Origin of the sequence: Kordia aestuariivivens, from assembly GCF_014397005.1 — a bacterium.
GTDB lineage: Bacteria > Bacteroidota > Bacteroidia > Flavobacteriales > Flavobacteriaceae > Kordia > Kordia aestuariivivens.
Genome location: NZ_JACGWS010000004.1, coordinates 13,105 through 34,464, shown reverse-complemented (window position 1 = coordinate 34,464; position 21,360 = coordinate 13,105). Strand labels below are relative to the sequence as shown.

Here is a 21,360-nt window from a genome sequence, read left to right as displayed (position 1 = left end):
CAGCGCACAAGTTTTTCTAAAAGAATACATCTAACTACCAAACACGATGAAATTCTCTTATAATGAAAAACATAATTTCTATTGCACTTTTACTCGTTACGTTCGCAACATTTGCACAGGAAACTTCCACCAATACATTTTCGGTAACAGACGGTTACGAGTGTACAGAAATGGTGAAATATAAAAGTGAAGTCACTATTTCCGAACAAGGAAAATACCGTGTTATCAAATCGAATGCAATTCCACAACACGCTACAGGTGCTTTTCCAAATGCAGGAAACCCGAATACCATTTCTCCTCAACAAAAAACATATAAAGTCGCTTTACGACCTAAAAAGAACAAGAAACTAACTTCTGTATATAGTGAAGGAATGTTAGGACAAGGAACGCCTGCGTATGTTTTTGGTGTTGCTATTAATGGTGTAAAGATGGAACCGACTGCGATGGAATTTTTCATCAATCCAAACACACGTGAAATGAACACGGCTTGGTCAAAAGAAGCACTGAGCACAAATGTAGATTTAGGCGACGATTGCAACAACGCACACGTACAACCAACGGGAGAATATCATTATCATGGAACACCTTGGGGAATTGTAAAACAAGCAGAAAAAAACAGTATGTTTTTATTGGGTTGGGCAGCCGACGGTTTTCCTATTTACTATAAATATGGTTATGCTTCGGATACTAACAGTGAATTAAAAGAATTGAGGTCTAGTTATAAATTAAAAGTAGGAAATCGTCCAGACGATGGAATTACAGCACCAAATGGCACGTATGATGGAACGTATGCACGCGATTTTGAATATGTAAAAGGACATGGCGATTTGGACGAAGCAAACGGACGTTTTGGTAAAACACCAGAGTTTCCAAAAGGAACCTATTATTATGTAATAACTGATAGTTTTCCTTCGTTACCACGATTTTTTGTGGGAACACCGAACGAAAGTTTCAAAGTTGGTGGTGGCATGCGTGGCAGAAATCGTGGCGGGTTCTCTGGGAGAAATCGCGGTGGAAACAATAGAGAACGCCCAAGTGTAGCGGAAATTTTTGAACAAATGGACGCAAATAGTGATGGGAAGTTGAGCAAGAAAGAAGTAAAAGGTCCATTACAGCGCGATTTTTCAAAAGTTGATACAAATGATGATGGATTTATCTCAAAAAAAGAATTAGAAAAAGCTCCAAAACCACAAAGAAGACAAGGCGGACGTGGACAAAGAGGCGGAAGACAGTAAACGAGTTGTGAGTTATGAGTTGTCTGTGAAATTTTGTGCATGGAGCTTAGTCGAAATGAACAATCTAATATTCTAAGTAGTCTAAAAAATAAAACACAAGTTTTTTAAAAGAAACGCATCTAACTAAAAAATAAACTAATTAAATCTTTAAAACATGAAAAGAAAACCATTTACAATAGCACTTTTGTTATGTGCTTCAATAATATTTATTGTTGCTTGCGGAAGTGACGATGATAGTACTACAACGACAGACCCAACAGGCGGAGGCAATACAGCTACGTTACATGCTGCTTTTGCGGAGTTTGATACTGATAATACAACGGTCGTTTTAAATGGTACAAATGTGACTATAGAAACGAATGGATTGCCAAATCATACATCGCCATATTGGTCACAAACGAATCCTTTATTTGTGCAACCAACGGTAACTTCATTTGCTCAAATGGCTCCTGGGAATATTGACGATTTTAACGGATCTTATTCATTAACAATTCCTGCAACGCCAGCATTGGCTTCAAGTTCAAGTGCAACTGGTTTAGGAGCTATTGGTATTGCAGTTAGTGGTTCGGTAATTTATAATGATGAAGAAGGTCCAAATGTACCTTTAGATAATGTGATAGGTTCTTTGGATTACACAGCAGCACATACAGGACCGCAAAGCTATCACTATCATTTAGAGCCAAAAGCTTGGTCGGATGATGATGAAAAACTAATTGGAATCATTTCAGACGGATTTTTCTTGTACGGACGAAAATGTAACTCCACAGCAACGTATCCAACAGATTTAGATGCTTCTGGCGGACATACAAGTACCACACAACATACCACAACGGCAGAATATCACTATCACATACAAAACGAACTTTATTTGAATGAGTACTATATCTTATTTCCAGGAAATTATCAAGGAACAGCGAACAATATACAATAATGTGGTTTTCCTTTTTGGGATGGTACTTTTGCTGACTTCATGTGAGCAAAAACCCCAAGAAGAAGCAGTGATTACCGAAAGTGTTTCCCTAAATACTTCGGTAGTCATTGCTAAAAATTCATTGGAATTAAAACCAAACTTGGGATTGATGTTTTATCAAAACCAACCATTTACAGGAACTTCTGAGTCAAAATACCCGAATGGAGTTGTTTCGGAAACAGTTCAATATTTGAAAGGAAAGAGAAATGGAGTGCGAAAAAAATGGTTTCAAGATGGTTTGCTCAGTTTTGAATCAAATTATATTGAAGGAAAGCAACACGGAACTTCCAAAACATGGTGGAGCAACGGAAATTTGCGTTCTATTTCAAACCATAAAAATGGTGTTGTGAATGGAATTCAAGAACAATGGTACAAATCTGGAGAAAAATTCAAACAGTTCACTATTGTGAATGGAAAAGAAGAAGGTTTGCAGAAAGCATGGCGAAAAAATGGAAAAATATTTAATAACTACGAAGCGAAAAACGGACGGATTTTTGGCTTAAAACGATCAGGATTGTGTTATGAATTGGAAAGCGAAATTGTACAAACAAAATAAACTTTGCGTACTTGTTATTGTTTCTTTGTTGTTGTTTAATTGTAAAAATGACACACGAAAACAGTTGGACAGTCGTGTCACAAATTTACCTTTTTATAAAGAAGCTTCGTTTACGCCACATTGGTTGGAAAGTGGAAGTGAAGCACAAAAAACATTTCATCAAATTCCAGCATTTAGTTTGACGAATCAAGAAGGAGAAACGATTACAGAAGCGACGTTTAAAGATAAAATTTACGTTACCGATTTCTTTTTTACAACCTGTCCGGGCATCTGCCCAAAAATGACCGCGAATATGAACATTTTACAGCAAGAATTTAAAACAGATGCTGAAATTTTATTATTGTCACATTCGGTAACGCCTGAAATAGATTCGGTTTCTGTATTAAAATCGTATGCCGAAAACAAAGGAATAGAAAGCAATAAATGGCATTTGGTCACAGGCGAACGTTCTCAAATTTACGACTTAGGTCGAAACCATTATTTCGTGGAAGAAGATTTAGGAGAAACCAAAACCAATGATGATTTTTTACATACCGAAAACTTCGTATTGATAGATAAAAACAGGCAAATTAGAGGAATCTACAACGGATTGAACAAAACTGCCGTTCAGCAATTAATTGCAGATATTAAAACATTACAATTAGAGAATTAGAATTAGTTTATTACGATAGGAAAAGGCTTCACAAATGTACAATGTGAGGCTTTTTTTTGAAATAATAAGTAAACAACAACTTACCCAAAACCTCTAAAAACGAAGCACGTCATGAGCGATAGCGATCTAACAATCTATTTAGTAAGCGTACAGAAAAAGTCAAGTGTAGCTTCCGAATGTTCGCCAAGTGAATAATCTTCCAGCGTAATAGTATTGACCAAATCAGGATTTTTATGCAATAGCTTTTTTCGATTCATTCGATTGGCAATTTCATACGGAATTTGCAACAACCAAGAAGGAATTTTGTGTTCTAAATTAAAAATATCATAGCGTAAAAAACGTGCTACAGATTCTTTGTTTTTCTCGTAATAAGCAGCAGTTTTTGCATTTCCTTGTATGGCTTTAATGGTATAGTTTGTAAAATTATTTTCAAATAAATGGACCAAATCTTCAAATGTATATTCTTTATAGTGCCAAGGATTTCGCGCAATAGTTTTTAAGGCATTTGGTGTAGAAATATAGGCTTTTCCGTTTGGTTTTAGTACACGATGAATTTCTTCTAAATATAAAGCTGCTTCCTTAATATGTTCAATCACTTGAAACGAAACCACAACATCAAAACTGTTATTTTCTAATTGTGTTAGTGGCGGAATTTTTTCTTGAATTATAGTTGTATTTGGATATTTAGAATTGATTAATTCTGCTGTGTATGGCGATTTGTCAATCAAGGTTAATTGATCCGAGTTTTTATATAATAATTCTACACCATAACCTTCGCCGCAACCTATTTCTAGTACATTGCCATGAATATGTGGCGCAACTACATGATAGGCTTTTAACGTCCGTTGAAACAATGGATTATCGGATGTGATTTTTGAAGATGTAACTTCTGTTGAAAATAACATAATGAAAAATTAGGGGAATTAATACGGCCAATTTTGTTGTTGCCACGTTTGAAAATTTTTATCAAACTGTTGAAATATTTCTTTTGATACAGGCGCATTTTCGATTCCACTTGGAAATTGATTCAGCATTTGTAAGTATATATTTTTTAAACGATATGCATGACGTAAATTTATAATTGGATTAGGCGGATCAAATGATGTCATCCATTGCAATTCGTCCCAAATATTTTGCATTGCAATTGTGCAAATTTCTGTTCCTTTAAGTATGTTTCCTGCACGCACATATAATTTCCCAATAGCATAGGAATATTGTTTGTATGGAATTGTTTTGTTTGGAAAAAGCGTAGTGCATTTATTTAAGACCTCTATAGCTTTTTTGGTTTGTCCTTCTTCTAACAACGCTTGCGCAAGGAAATAATAGTTTTGGCGCAAAATTTCACGTGCGTAAGTCGTGTTTTCATCGCGAATAAAAACGGTATCATCATCTAAACCTTCAAACTGAACTTCATTCATGATATATGAATACATCATTTTGGTATCTACAATTTTAGGATTTACATCTGGATCTTTTCGTTGAATTGGCGCTAATATGTTTACCATTCCATGTTGAATCATGTACGGTTCTAAGTTTATAAAATGACTCTTTTTACCATTAATCGCAAAGCAAATTGGTCGGTCGTGAATATTATTTAGCAACAAATTCATCAATGCAAGTTCATTTAAACCATAAAACTTTTTAGGATTTTCCCAAGTGATTGATGCGGTATACGAAGCATTTAGTTTTTTAGGATCAAATAGCTTTTTAATACGTGTGGTATCAATTGGAATTGAAAATGTAGTTGATGGAATATAGTGTCGCATACGTCCATTCCAGTTAATTCGTGTATTATCTTTCGTTAAAAACTCGAACAAAATAGGCAAAACGGCAGCTTTTTTTGTTTCTTCCTGCAAAGGAAACAATTTTTCAGCACCACTAATATATAAGTCTTTGTTGAGGTCTATTTTTATCGGTTTTGAGTCGTAAAGTTTCTTTTTGAGATGATCAATATGTGTTTCAATATTTAATTGCGCAAAATTAATGACACGTACATCTGTGCGATAGCCTTCTACTTGTTGTAAATACCAAAGCGGAAAAATCATATTATCGCCATCAGTAATCAATATAGATTGCTCCGGACAGGCATCTAAATAGGCTTTTCCGAAGTTGTAGGCAAAGTTATCATGACCGCGTTGGTGATTGTCCCAACCTTTGGCTAATAATTGTATTGGAGAAGCTAAAAGTGCAATTGCGGCAATAATTCCGATACGTATTTTCGGGTTTTTAATTCCTTGTAAAGCTTGCGCTAGAAATACTACTGAGAGTCCAATCCACAAGGCAAATATGACAAAAGAACCAATAAAAATATAATCGCGTTCGCGAATTAAAATACTGGAAGGAACAGGGTTTACATAAATGGTAATTCCGATGCCAAAAGTGAGAAATAGGAGCAAAGTAGTCCAAAAATAGGGTTTGTGTTTTCGCAACGCGATAATACCTAAAATGCCTAAGATGAATGGTAAAAAATAGTAGGCGTCGTTTCCTTTGTGATGTTTATAATATTCAGGAATGATCGATTGGTCTCCGATTCTGTGCTTGTCAAATGCATTAATTCCGCTAACCCAATTTCCATCTTTGATATAGCCTAAACCATGATGATCGTTTTGTCTGCCAATAAAATTCCAAAACAAATAACGTGCGTTCATCCACATCAATTGATAGTTTACAAAAAAGCTTAGGTTTTCTGTAAACGTGGGTTTGTTTATGGTAACAATTTCTCCTTGTACGGGATATTTTATCGGTTCACCGAAAATAGGTGTCCATGCTTTGTATTTTTCGGCATCGCCTTTGTCAAACATTCTTGGGAAAAAGAGTGTGAACTCATCAGCATAGTTTACGGTCTTAAATTTTCCGTCATCAGTTTTTAGGTATTTTTTCTGATCAATGTCATAGCTATACATAGGTTTTCCGTCAACAAAGCCAACATCTTTATCTAATGGAGCATTAAATGCAGGTCCTTTGAATAATGGAATAGCGCTTACGCCAAATTGCTCTGCACGAACATATTGTAGCATTTTGTTACTGTTTTTCATGCTTTCAGCAATCAATGTGTTTACATTAGATCGTTGCATCGGCATGAAAAATGAACTCATTCCTATAAAAAAGAAAATTACACCTAAAGTACCATGTTGAAGGATTGTTTTTTGACGTTTTTGAGAAAATACTAAGAGCAAACTAAATGAGATTAGTATGCCTAAAAACATGACAGTAATTCCTGAGTTTAAAGACATTTTAAAGGAGTTTACAAGCCAAATATCTAAGGTGTTTGTGAGTTTTATAATTCCTTGTACAAGAAATCCGTAAATAAAGAAAAAAGAAATACAGCCTAGTAAAATGGCTAGTATAAAATTTTTGATTGTGAGCCCAAATTTTTTGTGTGCAATTAAAATAGAAAGCGGAATTACAATAGCGATTAGAATTAAATGTACACTTGTAGAAATTCCGAGAAGAAATGCAAAAAGTAGCATGTAACGCATTTCTTTTCTTTTGTCTAATTCGCGTTCCCACAGTAACATGATATGAATCATTCCTGTCATAAGCGCAAATGATAATGTATATACTTCTGCTTCTGTGGAAGCAGTCCAAAAACTATCAGAAAAGGCAAGGGTTAGTGCAGCGATAATTCCCGCAATCAAAGCTGTATAATTACTCTTGGTTACTGAAAGTACGCGTTCTGCAACATTTATAGTAATTCTAAATAATAATGTAATAGTTAAGGCGCCAAAAAATCCGGAAATTAAGTTGCTAATCAAAGCAGCTTTGGTTGCAGGGAAAAAGGATAGGATGACTTTACATAGAATTGTATAAAAAGGCGCGCCCGGCGGATGTGATGCTTGAAGCGTATAACTACTTGTGATAAACTCAGGACTATCCCAGAAAGCAATGGTGTTAGAAGCGGAAATCGCATAGATTATAAACACAAATGCAAAGAGCATCCAGCTCGTAATTTTTTTAGCTTTTGGCATTACAGTTAGGTTCATTTTTCATGCAATATAGTAGAATTATTCATTCCGAAAAGAACCAAGTTATGAATAAAATATAATTGTATGTAGGTTGCATTTTAAAAACAGGTGTATTCCCGTATGTTTTTTAATGAATTGTTAAGTATATTTGAAAATTATGTTAAAATTATATTTACTATATTTGAATTACCATAAAATAAACTAACAACAATTCTATTATGAAAAAACAATTACCCCTCGTAATTGTGTTTGTATTGAGCTTTTTAGGAGTGACAGGCTTGCAAGCACAAACGTTAAATGAAACCATGGGTACTGGTTCAGGAGTTTCCATTACTTCTGGAGATTTTAATACCATGTATGGAGATAGTACAGGTAGTTTCTTGACTTCTGGTTCTAGAGTAACATTATTTGGTTACAGTGCTGGACGTAGCGTAACAACAAGTGAACTAATTGCAATTGGGTATCTAGCAGGATATTCTAATACTACTGGTTTTGATAACACGTTTATAGGTTATGAAGCTGGTCGTTTAACGACAACTGGTGGAGATAATACCTTTATTGGTGCTGAATCTGGTGAAAATAATACTACTGGTTATGATAACACATTCGTAGGTGAAGAATCAGGAGCAAATAACACAACAGGTTACGAAAACACATTCATCGGAGAAGATGCAGGTTTTAGTAATACTACTGGTTATAAGCAAACATTCGTAGGAAACGAAGTAGGTATTTCATCTGATGTTGGATATCGAAACACTGCTATTGGTAGTGAAGCTATGAGTGATGTAGATGATGGTCACCACAATACTGGAGTTGGAGATTCTGCTGCAATTGATATTGGAGATGGTATTTACAACACTATGGTTGGTGCTGCTGCCGGTGTAGCTACAGAATGGGCAGATTATAACACATTCATTGGAGCACAAGCAGGTTGGGATAACAACCGTACAAATAATACAACAAATGCAAACCACAATACGTATGTAGGTTTCTCTACAGGTTTTACAAACAGAGAAGGACAATATAACGTAGGTATGGGGTCGCTTGCAGATTTTGATAATACAAATCGTTCTAACGCCGTGTTTTATGGGTACGACATTACTGTAAGTAATAATAATGTGATGGGATTTGGTAACAGAGCATTTATCGATGGACAATATTCAATTTCTTTAGGACACGACCATGATGTTAGAGGACAAAACTCTGTGATGTTAGGATATTTAGGAAATATGGGTACTCTAGCTGATTACTCAGTTGGTATTGGTGATCGTGTGAATGTTGCAGAAAATGATGCTGTAGGTATTGGACGTGATGTAGATGTTGACAATCAGTTTGCAATTGCCATTGGTTCTACAACGGTAGCACAAAATGATGGAGCAATCGTTATTGGATATCAAGCTTCTTCTTTAGATCCAAGTGCTTTAGATCCAACAAATAATATTGCTATTGGAGTGAATGCAAACGTACAAGGAACAAACTCAGTTGCTATTGGTAATGCTGCCACAGCCTTAAATGATAATACGATGGTTCTTGGTGGAAGCATAAACCCATTAAGTGTTGGTATCGGAACTGATACACCAAACGCAAATGCCTCTTTAGACTTAACAGGAACAACTAAAGGTTTGCACTTAAACCGTATGACAACGGCAGAACGTACTGCATTTGGAAGTTCATTAGGAGCTACAGATGAAGGTATGGTTGTGTATGATACAGAAACAGATAATTCATTCTATTGGGATGGAACACAGTGGAAAGGAATGATGAACATGGATACACAAGATTTATCTCTTGCTACTAATACATTGAGTTTAGTAGATGGTGGTTCGGTAGATTTATCGCCATATTTAGATAACACTGATGCACAAGCAATTTCAGTTGCTGCTGATGTATTAAGCATTACAGGTGATGCAGGAACGGTTGATTTATCAGGATATTTAGATAATACAGATAGTCAAGCAATTTCAGTTGCTGGAGATGTTTTAAGTATTACTGGTGATGCAGGAACTGTTGATTTATCAGGGTATTTAGATAACACAGATAGTCAAGATTTAGCTATTGCAGCAAATGTATTAAGTATTTCTGGTGGCGTAACAACTGTTGATTTATCAGGATATTTAGATAATACTGATAGTCAAGATTTATCATTAACAGGAACAACTTTAAATATTTCTGGTGGAACTGGCGTTGATTTAGTTTCATTACAAGATGGAACAGGAACAGATAGTCAAGCAATTTCTATTGCAGCAAACGTTTTAAGTATTACAGGTGATGCAGGAACGGTTGATTTATCAGGATATTTAGACAACACTGATAGTCAAGGTTTATCATTAACAGGAACAACTTTAAATATTTCTGGTGGAACAGGCGTTGATTTAGTTTCATTACAAGATGGAACAGGAACTGATAGTCAAGATTTATCTTTAACAGGAACAACCTTAAATATTTCTGGTGGAACTGGTGTTGATTTAGTTTCATTGCAAGATGGAACAGGAACAGATAATCAAAACTTAACTTCTGCAACGTTATCAGGAAATACATTAACCGTAGCTATTGAAGGAGGAACTTCAGTAAACGTTGATTTATCTCCAGTTTTAAGTACATTAGAAGCTGAAAACACAGCACAACAAGCACAAATAGATGATTTACTTGCAAGAGTAGCAATTATCGAAGCATGTGCATGTAGTGGAACATTATCATTACCAGGTGGAACGCCAGCATCAAGAAGCGGCGCTATTTTATACCAAAATATTCCAAATCCTTTTAATGATACATCTTCTATCCGTTACTTTATTCCACAAGATACAAGCGGAAATGCTGCCATCGTATTTGTAAATACGGCTGGACAAGTAATTTCAACGGTTGATCTTCCAAATAGAGGAGAAAGCGAATTAGACATCAACACAAGAACATTATCTTCTGGAATGTACTATTACACATTATACATTGATGGTAAGAAAGTAGATACTAAGAAAATGATCATTCAATAATACAATAAGAATTCAATTCTTAAATTAAGATAAAAAAGCTTCGTAAACTACGGAGCTTTTTTTATTTTTAGACGATATGAAAACGCTGAACATAGACTTTCTTAATACCGGATTGATTTTACTATCTTTTCTCTTAGCATATTGGTTGCCTTTTGAGCTTTTTCTCTTGGCGTATGCAATACTGGGACCATTACATTATTTCACGGAAATCAATTGGATTCGCGATAAAAATTATTTTGTTGCCAACAATAAAATTTGGATTTATCTAACGATTGTTTTTTCATTAGTATTATCGATTCCACCTCTTTTGCGACTATCAATTTTTGCAGACTATAAAGATTATGATCTTGTGCGTCAAATAGTATATTATTTACCTACCTATCTAAATTCCTGTTTCTTTATTGCCATCGCTTGCGCGATTGCTTTTATCGGATTTAAAAAGAAATCACATCAATATCTAACAATTGCTTTAGGAGTTGTATTAGCCGTTTTATTGCACTTTTTTCCGCTCTATCATATCATTATAGGCGTCTTACTTCCAACAGTGATTCATGTGTATTTATTCACCTTATTATTCATGTGGTATGGAAATTTAAAATCAAATTCTAAAGTAGGATACTTTAATGTCTTATTAATGGTTTTGATTCCTTTTATAATAGCGTATATGAGTTTTTCAACTCAACATATAGTAATAGGCGAAACTACCGAAGGCATTTATAGACAAAATAGTTTTCATCTATTGAATATAAATATTTCTAAACTATTAGGTTTGTCGGATGGAACAACCTTTTCCTTTTTTAGAATATTTGATGTGAAAATTCAAATATTTATTTCGTTTGCATACACCTATCATTACCTAAATTGGTTTTCAAAAACAACAGTTATTGGTTGGCATAAAATGCTCACACAAAAACGTTCGCTATTGATTCTTACACTTTGGATAGTTTCCGTGGCATTGTATTTTTATAATTACAAAATTGGATTGACATTACTGTTATTTTTAAGTTTATTGCATGTGTTTATGGAATTTCCTCTGAATGTAATTTCGATCAAAGCGATTGGTCAATCGATCTTTAACCCTAAAAAAACGTAATCATGCGTATCTTCATTTCATTCGTTGTATTGGTATTATTTTTTTCTTGTGAAGAAAAGAAACAAGAAAAAGTACAGCAGCCTAAAAAAGCAATTACGGAAGTTCAGATTGAGTCAATATTCAACGATTCTATCAGTATTAGAGCGATTGCAATTACACCAACAAACGATTTAGTGTATGGTGGAAATAAAACCACCATAGGACATTATAACGCAGCAAAAAACGCACATACAGCATTGTTGAAAGGAAAAGTGCCCGATTCTCTAAATGTAAGTTTTAGAGCCGTAGCGTATGCTAATAATGCTACTTTTGGAATTAGTATTGTAACTCCTGCGTTATTATATAAAATTTCAAAAGATGGAACGGTTCAATTAGTCTACAAAGAGGAACACGAAAAAGTATTTTATGATGCAATTGCTTTCTGGAATGATCAAGAAGGAATTGCCATGGGCGATCCAACTGACGATTGTATCAGTATGATTATTACGCGCGATGGTGGAACGACTTGGCAGAAGGTTTCCTGTGATAATTTACCAAAAGCAACCGAAGGAGAAGCCGCTTTTGCTGCAAGTAATACAAACATTTCGATTGTTGGCGATGAAACTTGGATTGCAACAGGAGGAAAGGCGAGTAGAATACTATATTCTGCGGACAAAGGAAAATCGTGGACTGTGTATGAAACGCCCATTGTTCAAGGATTGGAAACTACAGGAATGTATTCTGTAGATTTTTATGATTCCAAAAACGGATTTGCTATTGGTGGCGATTATACACAAGGTGACGGAAATGAAGCCAATAAAATCAGGACTTCCAATGGTGGAAAAACATGGAAATTAGTCGCTGAAAATTCAGGTCCGGGCTATAGAAGTTGCGTACAATACATTCCAAACAGCAACGCAAAGGAATTGGTCGCGGTTGGTTTCAAAGGAATCGATTATTCTAAAGATGCAGGAAATACATGGACACATTTGTCCGATGAAGGATTCTACACCATTCAATTTGTAAACGACTCTTTAGCGTATGCCGCAGGGAAAAATCGGATTGCGAAATTGACTTTTAAATAAAGGCACTACTGCAACTTTTCAATCGTACTTTTTATACTGCTATGATTCAGCATATATTGCATAAAATCAAAAGCAGGTACTGCCATTACACGACTCATTTCGGGTTCAATAATTGTATTTGTTTCTTTAGAACAACCTTCCATTAAATTTTTAATTTCGGTATTGTTCGTTTCTATCATTTCAGCAATCGTTTTTACACATGCAGTATTTTTTACATCCATACCGTAAATAGCTTGGATATCGTCAAAGTCAAATTTATGTGGCAAATAAAGACTTTCAAAAGTAACGCTATCATTCTGAATGGTTAATAGTTTCAATTTATCCTTAATATATCCAGGAAACATTTCGGTGGCAGCAACTGAATTTACAATGGCAGAAATTTCATTAGATTTATTAATTCTTCCTCCTTTACAGATTCCCATAATACTATCCATTCGCGATTTGACATATTGCGCTTTATCATTTATAATATTAATAAAAACTGTCTTTTTTTGTTCTGCAGAAGGATCTAATTCATTAATTGCTTCGTATAATTTATAAGCAGATAACAGACCAGAATTCTCGTAAATTCCACCATCGTTGTATTGTCCTTCACCTTCAATAGTAGCCGCAGGACTAATTAATGGAAACCTATTTGTAGTTGATGCAGCATTGTAAAAACTTAATGTTTTATCATTGTCCAACGCTAAAATATCGTTTGCCCCCAAATATAAAATCTGATGTGAAATACCTTCCGTTGGTACTGAAACCGCCATTCCTTGTCGTCCTTTAATATTGGTTGAATTGCTAATCAGTATTGGAAAACGATTCTCTCTTTTGGCATACATTTCATTCCAATATTGTCTGTATGTTTTGGATTGAAAAGCAGCTTCATTAAATGTAGGATTTGCATATTCTGCATACGTACGCATTGCTCCAGTTGATCGATCTTTCCCCTGCAAATTAATAGGCAAGAATACATGTGTAAACCAATCTCTACCAAATAAATGGGCTAAGTCCATTGATAATATATTCTCTGTGCCAATTCTTTTAATAGCAGCATTTCGTTTTTCTAAATCGCTGATTTCATGTTTAATCACAGAATAATTAATCAATCCGATAGTACCACCAGAAGCACCAGACATGCAAACCGTTTTGTCATATAAAGTGTTGTTTTTATCCAACGCATTTAATACTGTCATTGTCCAAGCATTTGCTTTCATTCCACCGCCATAACAACCAATATAATAACGTGTATTGGGTAAGTTTTTAGTGTATTCCTGTAAAGTCACTTTCTTTTGAGTCGTATCTTCTATTTGTGCCAATTCAAATAAATTATTGGCAGAACTTTCGTTAGATCGGGCTAAATAACTAAAAATAACAAGCAGTAAAACAGTCGTGTATACTGTGAAAAAGAATTTTTTCTTGTTGCGTTGCGCAAAATCATCTTCAGCTAAATTGTAATAAATAAAATGTTTTAAAATAATGACGATAATACCATACAATAGGAAGAAATACGAAAGTATAATAATGATAGCATTCACCTTCATTGCAAACGTTGGCCATATATTAATCGCTGCTAAAAACAACGTGTTTGCAACTCCAAAGTAGGCTATAATTTGTAAAAAAATCACATTATTACTCAAAGAACCTAAGGATAATGAACCTATTCTTATTTTTGAAAGCATTTTGAAAAAAGAAGATTGACCAAAGAAATTGTTTTTCTCAAACATCGTAAGAATTTCTTTTTTCTTTAGTTCGTCACTACGCGTATCTGTTTGATCATATAGCAATGGAAAAGCAGTGAAAATAGCGGTGTTGTTTTCATTGAAAAAAGTATATTTAAACAACGTTCTATATGTTCTGTAATACGTATAGGTTATGGCTTGAAGTGTAACGCACACAAGACTTATAATGACGGTGGTATAATTATACGGATGTTCAAACCACAATAATAAAATGAACAGTAGGAGATGCGCCACAAGTGTCAAAGTTAAAAATATAATATAGCTCACCATAGGACTTTTAGGCTTAGAAGTATCATCTTTAATTATATATAAATCATCAAATTCGTTATCTGCTTTTTTGATGCTATTTTCATAATATAACCACCATTTATCTTTCTTCTTTTTTAATACATACAACCACCATATCAGCGCAATCACTAATACACTAGAAAATCCGCTAAGTTTCACACCAATACTAAAATTTGTATCTGCGGTATAGGCAATCATATAAAATAAAGCTGCATAAAAGAATACACCGATGGTTCTGCGTAAAAAGCTGATATAGCTTTCATACTCATTACTCTTTTTGGTATTTCCTTTTTTATTTTTGTACCAAACAATTCCAAATATTCCAAAAGATTTGGTCATTTTCCATTCTTTATCTTTAAATTTTCGATTGGACTTTGACAGTAAAAAGTAGTTAGGGTAATGTGATAATGTAATGCAATAAATAGGAGCTAAGAGTAGCAATAATACAATTACAAACCAAAAAGGCTTATAGTATAAATCTACAATGATTGAATTTACTTGTGGTGCTTTCGGTAAGGTAAGTCCAATAATAACTAAGAACAGCAAACTTATCCAGGAAGATGATACAAACTCTTTAAGAATCAAAAATCTATTCTTTAAGGAATAGCGCAACAATACTACCAATACGGTAATGAGCGCAATTGCATACGCGCCAATTTTAATGGAAACAATGGTTTGCGGATATTCTTTATTAAATAAATAGTAAAAATTCTCAGTACAATCAAACGTATATGCGATACTAGCGAGCACAACGAATAGTTTAAAAACCCATTGCATGCTATTCGCAGTAGCTTTTGTATGCACATATCTTCCAAGAATATAAAAAAGCAACGCCGCCCAAACAAAATCGAATATAAAAAATAGATGAAAAATCCATTGCTGTAAGGTAGTTGTGTTATCTAGAAACCAAGCTTTCGTAACACTTGTCTCTGTAAATTGTGGATGTAGTATCCAATCGTAAATTGAAAACATTTTTCCGCAAATCATCATTAAAGCCGAAAGGATGATAAAAATAATAATGATGCGCTTTGATATATTGTTTCTTTCGAAATATTTGAAAGAACTAAACTGATATTTTGTGCTAGAATCCATCTGTGTTATTTTTCTTAAAGCTACAAATCAATTTTGAAAATAAAAATACTTATGTGTAGGTATTTTTAAAATTGGGTATAAATAGAAAAGGAGTGCTTTATAAAAACACTCCTTTTAACCAATCACCAAAAAATGTAAACTAAGAATAACTATTACAGTTTTAGTATACAGTATATTAGACTACATTAAGTATTAAAGGTTTAAAACAAAAAGAGCATTTCTTTGTGAGAAATGCTCTTTTCTAATCAATGCTTAGGTTAAGAATATTAAAAATATTCTAGGTTTTTTAGGACATTGATTTTTATTGTCCACGACGCTTTTGACGAAACTGTTTCATCAGTTTTCTATTAAAATCGCGTTCTGCTTTTTTCAAGCGGATGATTTTTTTTGCAGGAAGAATTTTTTTAAGTTTTTTTATTAAATCCTTATTATTCTCGTATACTTCCGCTTCCAAGTTTTCAATTCTATTCAAAACAGTAGTTGCTTCTGCGTCCGTCATGCTATCCAAATTGTCAGCATCTCTTTTTATTTTAGTCATTCCTTTTACACGCAACTCATGATTTTTATCATCATACGCATTGTATATAGGCCAAAATTGTTGTGCTTCTTTTTCAGTTAAATCTAAATTTTCTGTAAAATAGGCAATCTTTAATGCTTTAATTTTCTCTTTATTTTTTTTGCCAAAATTACCGTTTTGTGCCATTCCAACAAAAAGCCCAAAGCACAAAAATAAAATTGTAGTATATAGTTTCATATTCATGATATTATTCAATTAACAAATCATAAGGATCTGCAGTGTTTTCCAAATAATCTATAGTTTCTGTTTCGTTTAAGCTTACTTCAAATAGTGCTGCAACATCAATGTTTTCTTCTTCGTATACGCTTAGTAACTCGTAATTATTCAATGCGATTAAATCATTTTCAATAAATGTATTAATTTCACTATTGACAACATTATCAATAGAAATTCCTGTTGTGGTAGTTCCAAAGAAATTGATTGCGCCTAACAATAATACACACGCTGCTGCTGCATATCCAATATATTTCAAGTAATTTTTCTTAGTGTTGAGTGAAATTACCTTCGTTTCTTTTTCTTCTGATGCAAACAATTGATTCGCCAATGTATCTTCTAAACCATCAAAATAAGTCTCAGGAACTTTAAAACCTTCAGTTTTAGGAATTATTTTTTCTGTGTGTAACTTGTCAAAAAGACGCGCTTCAAAAGTATCAAAGTAGTCTTTCGGAGTTGTAAACCCAGAAGGTAAATTGTTGTTATGTAATTTTTTATTTTTCACAATAGTTTGACTCTAAATCTGATAAAAGGTTTAATCTGTTAAAAATACTTCTATTTTTTTTACAGCATGATGATACGATGCTTTCAACGCACCAACCGAAGTATCTAAAACTTCGCTCATGTCTTTATAGGTAATGTCTTCAAAATACTTCATGGTAAATACCAATTGTTGTTTTTGCGGTAATGTTGCAATGGCTTTTTGCAGTTTTAACTGAATTTCATCGCCTTCAAAATACACATCAGCTTGTAAATTATTCACCAAATGATCTTGTAATTCTTCCGAAGAAATTCCTGCTTTTTTTGCACGTTGATTGATAAATGTAATTGATTCATTCGTCGCAATGCGATACATCCATGAATATAATTTGCTATCACCTTTAAACTTGTCAATGCTTCTAAACACTTTTATAAATGTATTTTGAAGCACATCATCCGCATCTTCATGACTCGTCACCATACGTCGAATATGCCAATACAAGCGTTCTTTGTATGTAGACACAAGTTGTCGAAACGCTTTTTCTTGCATTTTCGGGTTCTTTAAATCATCGATAAGGCTTATCTCAACAACGTTCAATTCTTGGCGTTTTGTCTTTAGACTTTAAAAAAAGATAATGGTTTAAGTTAAAGATAAAAAATATTTTCGCTAATAGCTTTGATACAGAAATACTTCTCGATACAATTTTTCTTTATTTCATTTCAAAAAATCACTCGAAGTGACGTTTAAAAACTCCAACAATGACAGAAAAATAATTCGTGTATTCGTGGCAAAAAAAAGCGTCAAGATGCTAAATTAAAAATGTAAAAGTATTTTCGCTAACAGCTAACAGCTAACAGCTAACAGCTATATCGACTGCATTTGCACCAACTTCGTATATACTTTATTATTCAGAATTAACTCTTCATGCGTTCCTTGCTCTACAATTTCACCTTTTTGCATCACGACAATCATATCTGCATTTTGAATGGTAGATAATCGGTGCGCAATTACGATGGAAGTTCTGTTCTTCATCATATTTTCGAGTGCCACTTGTACTAAGCGTTCACTTTCTGTATCGAGGGCAGAAGTAGCTTCGTCCAAAATCATGATTGGTGGATTTTTTAAGACAGCTCTGGCAATACTCAAACGTTGTTTTTGTCCACCAGATAACTTTCCGCCAGAATCACCCACATTATGATCGAGCACTGAGGGTAAATCTTTGACAAATTCCCACGCATTCGCGATTTTTAACGCATCAATTACTTCTTCGTCGGTAGCATCTTGCTTTCCTAGTTTCACATTGTTTCGTATGCTATCATTAAACAGAATAGAATCTTGTGTCACCAAGCCCATTAAGCCGCGTAGTGAAGTTTTTGTGAGCGTTTTGATATTCTCGTCATCAATTTCAATACTTCCTTCATTTACATCGTAAAAACGCGTAACAAGGTTTGCAATCGTACTTTTTCCGCTTCCCGATTGTCCAACCAAGGCAACTGTTTTTCCTTTTGGAACGTTTAGTGAGAAGTTTTTCAATACATACGCGTCATCATATTTAAAAGATATATTATTTAGTTTGATGTCAGTATTAAAACCATCTTTTGTTTTTGCATTTGGTACATCTTCAATAGGGCTTTTTGTTTCGAGAATTTCTAATACACGTTCTGCGGCAGCATTTCCTTTCTTTACACCATAACTTGCTCTACTAATTGCTTTTGCAGGCGTTAAAATGTTATATGCTAAACCCATAAATGTAAGGAACTTTCCGCCATCTAGCGCAGGTGTAACACCATCTGCTAGTTTTTCAACTAAAACCATGTGTCCACCATACCAAAGCAATACACCAATTACCAAAATTCCTAAAAACTCACTTGTTGGTTTTGCTAAGTTTAGTCGATTTAAAAGTTTGTTTGAATATTTTAAAAATCGTCCTGTAGATTCTTGAAACTTCCCATTGAAATGTGGTTCAGCAACAAATCCTTTGATTACTTTCAATCCACCGAGCGTCTCTTCTAAAAGTGATAAAAAAGTACCTTGTTCTCGCTGAACACGATCAGATTTTTTCTTTAGAGATTTACCTATTAAAGAAATAATATATCCCGAAATAGGAATAAAAATGAATACAAAAATAGTTAATTTCACACTAATGGTAAGCATGAAAAGAATTGTAAATATGATTGTAAGTGGCTCACGAACAACAAGTTCTAAAATAGATAGAAAGGAATGTTGTATTTCCAACACATCAGTACCAATTCTTGCCATCATGTCACCTTTTCGTTTTTCGGAATAAAAAGAAAGCGGTAATTCGACTGTTTTTTTGTATAAATCATTTCGAATATCAGTTAACACGCCATTTCTCAAAAATGTAATAAAATACATGGCTAAATAGTTAAAGATATTTTTTAAGAAGAATACGGATAAAATTAGTGCAATGACAATAGTTAATGCTTTAGAAACATCACTTCCCGCAATTTCACTAATGTTATAATTTATGTACTTATCAAAGTAATCAGCAAATTGTGTAAATCCTTGGTAAGTTGGTTCTTCTGTTATTTTTTCTGTGTCTTTATCAAAAAGAATATTTAGTAATGGCATTAAAACCATAAATGCTAATGCAGAAAATAAAGCATATAGCATGTTAAAGAAAATATTAAGTAGCGCATATTTTTTATAAGGTCTTATAAAGTGCGCAATTTTTTTAAAATATTTCATTAGTTGAGTTTCATTTCTTGTACGATGCGATCAATTTTTGCATCGAGTTGTTTTTCTACAGTTGCGAAATCTGCTTTGTTTGCTAAAGGCAGGTTTACACTAAAATAGAATTTTATTTTCGGTTCTGTACCGCTCGGACGTGCTGCAATTTTAGTGCCATCTGCCGTGTAATAGATTAAAACATTTGATTTCGGAATTGAAATAGGTGTTTTTGTACCATGCTCCATGTCAGTAGTTGTAGAAGCTTGATAATCTTCAATTCGGATTACTTTTGAACCATCAATAGTAGTGAGTGGATTTTCTCTCAAATCTACCATGATTTGCTTGATTTCAGCGGCGCCATCCATTCCTTTCTTCACCAAAGAAACCAATTTTTCTTTGTAGAAACCATGCGCTACATACATGTCAATTAGAGACGCAAAAAAGGAGCTTCCATTGGCTTTTGCTTGCGCTGCAATCTCACATGCCAACAATGTTGCTGTGACTGCATCTTTGTCACGTACAAAGTCGCCTGTCATGAATCCGAAGCTTTCTTCGCCACCGCCAATAAATTCCAATTCAGGAAAATCTTTGATCATTTTGGCAATCCATTTAAAGCCAGTTAAGCCAATTTTGCATTCTACATTATACGCTTCTCCTAATTTTTCCATCATTGGTGTTGATACAATCGTAGAGCCAATAAATTGTTTTCCGTTGATTTTATTATTGTTTTTCCATTGTTGTAATAAGAAATCAGTCATGACAACCATGGTTTGATTTCCGTTCAATAACATCATTTCTCCTTCTAAATTTCGGACAGCAATACCCAAACGATCGCCATCAGGATCTGTTCCAACAACAATATCAGCATGTACTTTTTCTGCTAATTGCATCGCCATTTTTAAGGCTTCTGGTTCTTCTGGATTTGGCGAAACAACTGTTGGAAAATCTCCATCGGGTTTTGCCTGTTCTTCAACAATATGAACATTAGTGTATCCAGCTTTTTTCAAAACATCAGGAATCATGGTGATAGAAGTTCCGTGTAATGAAGTGAATACAATTTTTAAATTATCTTTTCCAGATACTTTAAAATCGGCATTTGCCACACTTGCGTTTGCAAAAGCTTCATCGACTTCCGTATCAACCAAATGAATTAAATCATCTTTTGCTTCAAACTTGATTTGAGCAAAATCTAATTGATTAATTTCTTGAATAATTTCGTCATCTTCTGGTGGTACAATTTGTCCACCATCTGACCAATATACTTTGTAACCGTTGTATTCTGGCGGATTGTGCGAAGCTGTTAATACAATTCCGGTATGACAATCTAAATATTTTACAGCAAACGATAATTCTGGTGTTGTACGTAAATCTGAAAATAAATATACTTGAATATCATTTGCAGAAAATACATTGGCAACTGTTTGTGCTAGCGACTTACTATTGTGTCTACAATCGTACGCAATGGCAACTTTTAGTTGTTCATTTGGATATATTTTTTTGAGATAATTGCTTAATCCCTGTGTATTTTTACCTAAAGTATATTTATTGATTCTGTTGGTTCCAGGTCCCATAACGCCACGCATTCCTCCAGTTCCAAAAGCCAAATTTGTATAAAAACTTTCTGTGAGTTCTTTCGGATCATTAGCTATAAGCTGTTGTATTTTTGTTTGTGTATCTGAATCAAAATTTGGTGAGAGCCAAGCAGTTGCTTTTTCCAAAATTTTAGCGTCAATCTTTGTCATTTATAGGAGTTTTAAAAAACAAAAATA

General features: G+C 33.9%; 15 protein-coding genes. 7 read left to right on the top strand and 8 right to left on the bottom strand.

What is annotated here, in order from left to right:
- Nucleotides 1–62 precede the first annotated feature (62 nt).
- From H2O64_RS07545 to H2O64_RS07530, 4 genes are all read left to right on the top strand, one after another.
- Nucleotides 63–1,235 (top strand): YHYH protein, encoded by a 1,173-nt coding sequence (locus H2O64_RS07545; protein ID WP_187561575.1) that lies wholly within the window; start codon nt 63–65, stop codon nt 1,233–1,235.
- A gap of 154 nt (nt 1,236–1,389) precedes the next feature.
- Nucleotides 1,390–2,166, top strand: coding sequence for a YHYH protein (locus tag H2O64_RS07540; protein WP_187561574.1), 777 nt, complete (start codon nt 1,390–1,392; stop codon nt 2,164–2,166).
- Nucleotides 2,108–2,761, top strand: coding sequence for a toxin-antitoxin system YwqK family antitoxin (locus H2O64_RS07535; RefSeq protein ID WP_235982802.1), 654 nt, complete (start codon nt 2,108–2,110; stop codon nt 2,759–2,761). The genes H2O64_RS07540 and H2O64_RS07535 overlap by 59 nt, the downstream gene beginning before the upstream one ends.
- A 64-nt stretch (nt 2,762–2,825) precedes the next feature.
- On the top strand, nt 2,826–3,413 hold the full coding sequence (locus H2O64_RS07530) for an SCO family protein (protein ID WP_235982800.1): 588 nt from the start codon (nt 2,826–2,828) through the stop codon (nt 3,411–3,413).
- A 134-nt stretch (nt 3,414–3,547) separates the two neighbouring features.
- On the opposite strand, the gene H2O64_RS07525 is transcribed toward H2O64_RS07530, so the two are convergent.
- Together H2O64_RS07525 and H2O64_RS07520 are read right to left on the bottom strand one after the other, a co-directional pair.
- The gene (locus H2O64_RS07525; RefSeq protein ID WP_187561572.1) at nt 3,548–4,318 is read right to left on the bottom strand and encodes a class I SAM-dependent methyltransferase; all 771 of its coding nucleotides are present in this window, start codon (nt 4,316–4,318) and stop codon (nt 3,548–3,550) included.
- Nucleotides 4,319–4,336: 18 nt separating this feature from the next.
- Nucleotides 4,337–7,381, bottom strand: a complete 3,045-nt coding sequence (locus tag H2O64_RS07520; protein ID WP_187561571.1) for a protein O-mannosyl-transferase family — start codon at nt 7,379–7,381, stop codon at nt 4,337–4,339.
- 215 nt (nt 7,382–7,596) lie between these two features.
- Between H2O64_RS07520 and H2O64_RS07515 the strand changes: the two genes are divergently transcribed.
- The 3 genes from H2O64_RS07515 (at nt 7,597) to H2O64_RS07505 (ending at nt 12,522) form a co-directional block, all read left to right on the top strand.
- On the top strand, nt 7,597–10,365 hold the full coding sequence (locus H2O64_RS07515) for a beta strand repeat-containing protein (RefSeq protein WP_187561570.1): 2,769 nt from the start codon (nt 7,597–7,599) through the stop codon (nt 10,363–10,365).
- Between the two features lie 76 nt (nt 10,366–10,441).
- The gene (locus H2O64_RS07510; protein ID WP_187561569.1) at nt 10,442–11,458 is read left to right on the top strand and encodes a hypothetical protein; all 1,017 of its coding nucleotides are present in this window, start codon (nt 10,442–10,444) and stop codon (nt 11,456–11,458) included.
- Nucleotides 11,459–11,460: 2 nt separating this feature from the next.
- Nucleotides 11,461–12,522 (top strand): WD40/YVTN/BNR-like repeat-containing protein, encoded by a 1,062-nt coding sequence (locus H2O64_RS07505; RefSeq protein ID WP_187561568.1) that lies wholly within the window; start codon nt 11,461–11,463, stop codon nt 12,520–12,522.
- A gap of 5 nt (nt 12,523–12,527) precedes the next feature.
- On the opposite strand, the gene H2O64_RS07500 is transcribed toward H2O64_RS07505, so the two are convergent.
- The 6 genes from H2O64_RS07500 to H2O64_RS07475 all read right to left on the bottom strand — a co-directional run bounded on the left by H2O64_RS07500 (nt 12,528) and on the right by H2O64_RS07475 (nt 21,333).
- Nucleotides 12,528–15,629 carry a patatin-like phospholipase family protein gene (locus H2O64_RS07500; protein ID WP_187561567.1) on the bottom strand — a complete coding sequence of 1,034 codons (3,102 nt, stop codon included), beginning with the start codon at nt 15,627–15,629 and terminating at the stop codon, nt 12,528–12,530.
- Nucleotides 15,630–15,930: 301 nt separating this feature from the next.
- Nucleotides 15,931–16,383, bottom strand: a complete 453-nt coding sequence (locus H2O64_RS07495) for a sensor of ECF-type sigma factor (protein ID WP_187561566.1) — start codon at nt 16,381–16,383, stop codon at nt 15,931–15,933.
- 10 nt (nt 16,384–16,393) lie between these two features.
- On the bottom strand, nt 16,394–16,924 hold the full coding sequence (locus H2O64_RS07490) for a hypothetical protein (RefSeq protein ID WP_187561565.1): 531 nt from the start codon (nt 16,922–16,924) through the stop codon (nt 16,394–16,396).
- Nucleotides 16,925–16,954: 30 nt separating this feature from the next.
- The gene (locus H2O64_RS07485; protein ID WP_187561564.1) at nt 16,955–17,449 is read right to left on the bottom strand and encodes an RNA polymerase sigma factor; all 495 of its coding nucleotides are present in this window, start codon (nt 17,447–17,449) and stop codon (nt 16,955–16,957) included.
- A gap of 315 nt (nt 17,450–17,764) precedes the next feature.
- Nucleotides 17,765–19,609, bottom strand: coding sequence for an ABC transporter ATP-binding protein (locus tag H2O64_RS07480; protein WP_187561563.1), 1,845 nt, complete (start codon nt 19,607–19,609; stop codon nt 17,765–17,767).
- Nucleotides 19,609–21,333 carry a phospho-sugar mutase gene (locus tag H2O64_RS07475; protein ID WP_187561562.1) on the bottom strand — a complete coding sequence of 575 codons (1,725 nt, stop codon included), beginning with the start codon at nt 21,331–21,333 and terminating at the stop codon, nt 19,609–19,611. The genes H2O64_RS07480 and H2O64_RS07475 overlap by 1 nt, the downstream gene beginning before the upstream one ends.
- Between the last annotated feature and the right edge of the window lie 27 nt (nt 21,334–21,360).